This window comes from Moorena sp. SIO3I6, from assembly GCF_010672095.1.
Genome location: NZ_JAAHHU010000643.1, coordinates 1 through 2,533, shown reverse-complemented (window position 1 = coordinate 2,533; position 2,533 = coordinate 1). Strand labels below are relative to the sequence as shown.

Genomic DNA, 2,533 nt, shown 5'->3' with positions numbered 1-2,533 from the left:
AATTTTTTAACTTTCCCCATGCTTCCAAAGTGGAAGAATTGATTTTAGAGAAAAATAAAGTGGAAGATGACTTTGAAGTAGGTGATGCTCTGTTACTAAACAAATTTGTTTGGCATAGGAGTGCCCCTCTGAGGGAAGGAAAGTTACCTTCGAGGATGGCATACACAATTCGTTTTGTGGATTCCCAAGCCCGCTATGGGAAAAACTTTCTTGATGATTTTAATTACATGGTGAAAGCTATGGGAGATGATCCTTTAACTTCCTTTGGTTATAAATTAACCGATCTGAAAGAGGGTGATTTAATCTCTAAGAGTAAATTCGTTTAGAGCTCTAAGTTATGCTAAATCATACTTATGCTAAATCCTACATCCTGATTTATTAAAAGCTTATGTCTTTGCTAGTCAACAAAATCACTATATCCCCAGACGAAAAAAACTATTTTGCTGAGAATGGGTTTATCAAACTTAAAAAACTATTAACCCATGAAGCAATCGATGAATTACGAAATTTAATCGCCCAATCCCATCAAGTTAAAAAAGTTCCCGAATCTTACAGTGGAGATTTTTCCAGAATGGGCTATTACCAAGAAAATGCTGTAACCAAAAAAATCTATTCCCACGAAAACTTTAAAAACACCCTCAAGCAATTAATCGAAAATGAATTAATCTTCACCCAAGGTTTGGGATTTGAATTAAAACCAAACAGAAAAGGATTTCGTTTCCATCTAGATTTAGTTAGCTTCAACTTCATTAAACCCGAAGATTTAGCCTATTCTATTTGGATACCCCTAGTTCCCATTAATACCAAAGATCAACATGGAGGCATGGCATATGTACCCCGAAAGGCTTATCCCACCTCTGGGTACTATGCCCTCCGGTACGAACTAATACAACACAAAGACTTTGCCGAATTTTGTCAAACCGAAGAGTTTAATTATTTTGAGTTTTTCTATACTTCTAAAGTTGAAGATATGGTTTTAGAGAAAAATAAAGTAGAAGATAACTTTGAAGTGGGTGATGCCCTTCTACTAGACAAATTTGTTTGGCATAGAAGTGTTCCCCTCCTGGAGGGAAAATTACCATCGAGAATGGCATATACAATGCGTTTTGTAGATTCCCAAGCCCGCTACTCAAAAATATTTCTTGATGGTCTATACTCCCTGATAAAATCGAACGGCGATCATACTTTAACTTCCTTTGGTTATAAATTAACTGACCTTAAGGAGGGGGATTTAATCTCTAAAAGTAAATTCGTTTCATGCTAATTAAATTTTGTAGCATTCATGACGGTTTACTGTGAAGACTAAACTAATGAAAACATAAAAAAATAAACCATGAATGTAAAGAGAAAAAGTTCTAACATAAATAATTCTATAACTACCTTTTATTCCCAAGAAGAACGAAACTTGCGCATAAATCTTGCTGCTGCTTACCGCTTGATTCACTATTATGGGATGACAGACATGATCTACACCCATATTTCCGTGCGCATTAAAGAGGAACCACCAGTATTCCTGATTAATCCCTATGGTATGATGTTTGACGAAATATGTGCATCAAATTTGGTTCCAGTGGATGCTAATGGCAACAAAATTGACCAGGCAGACGCGGAAGTAAATCCTGCTGGATTTACAATACACAGTGCTATTCATTTAGGTTGCCCCCATGCTCATACAATCATCCACACCCATACTGTTAGTGGCATGGCTGTTGCTGCTATGGAAGAGGGTTTGTTGCCCCTTAACCAAATTTCCATGGAATTTTATAATCGGGTTGCCTACCATGATTATGAGGGCATCTCACTTGACCTTGATGAGCGAGAAAGGCTGGTGGCATCTCTGGGAAACAAGAAATGTTTAATCCTCCGTAACCACGGTCTTTTAACTGTAGGTCAAACAGTGGCAGAGGCCTTCTACTACATGTACTACCTGAATAAGGCGTGCGAGATTCAGGTTAACGTACTGGGTAGTACAGCCAAGCCAATCATACCACCACCTGAGATTTGCGAACATACAGCACGGCAGTTCGAAGGTCCCTTCCACAAGAATAACCAAGAATTCCAGAGTGTATGGGAAGCTAATCGCCGTTTGCTCGATCGGCTCGATCCCTCTTATATTGACATACTGCCAGCCAAGTTACCCTAAGAAAAATCATGTCATCTTCAAATATACAAAAAAGCTACGATGTCGTTATCGTCGGTGGTGGACACAATGGACTAATTGCAGCCTGTTATCTTGCCAAAGCGGGTCGCTCAGTTTTGGTGCTAGAACGACAAGATAAGGTAGGAGGAGCAGTTGTTTCAGAACAACTATTTCCAGGTATCGAAGCGAAACTCTCAGTGTATGCCTATCTAGTGGGAATGCTCCCACAAAAAATTATCTCAGATCTAGATTTAAATTTTAAATTCCGACAAAGAAATCCCGCTTCCTTCACTCCATTTGAGCAGAATGGGAAACATCAGGGTTTATTGATTAGTAATGAATCTGACATAGTCACTGAGCATTCCTTTAAGCAATTCACCGGAAATTTAGAGA

4 protein-coding genes are annotated in these 2,533 nt (G+C 38.5%); all 4 read left to right on the top strand.

From position 1 onward, the window contains the following. Positions 1–326 (top strand): hypothetical protein (locus F6K49_RS40770; protein ID WP_293106637.1); only part of this gene is annotated, 326 nt, incomplete at its 5' end. Between the two features lie 62 nt (positions 327–388). Then, positions 389–1,264 carry a phytanoyl-CoA dioxygenase family protein gene (locus F6K49_RS40765; RefSeq protein ID WP_293106634.1) on the top strand — a complete coding sequence of 292 codons (876 nt, stop codon included), beginning with the start codon at positions 389–391 and terminating at the stop codon, positions 1,262–1,264. Positions 1,265–1,333: 69 nt separating this feature from the next. Further along, positions 1,334–2,143 carry a class II aldolase/adducin family protein gene (locus tag F6K49_RS40760; protein WP_293106631.1) on the top strand — a complete coding sequence of 270 codons (810 nt, stop codon included), beginning with the start codon at positions 1,334–1,336 and terminating at the stop codon, positions 2,141–2,143. An 8-nt stretch (positions 2,144–2,151) separates the two neighbouring features. Continuing rightward, positions 2,152–2,533 (top strand): FAD-dependent oxidoreductase (locus tag F6K49_RS40755; protein ID WP_293106628.1); only part of this gene is annotated, 382 nt, incomplete at its 3' end.

Excerpts from the sequence above, each read along its gene's own strand:
- F6K49_RS40760 (WP_293106631.1), top strand. The coding sequence starts at position 1,334 with ATGAATGTAAAGAGAAAAAGTTCTAACATAAATAATTCTATAACTACC.
- F6K49_RS40765 (WP_293106634.1), top strand. The coding sequence starts at position 389 with ATGTCTTTGCTAGTCAACAAAATCACTATATCCCCAGACGAAAAAAAC.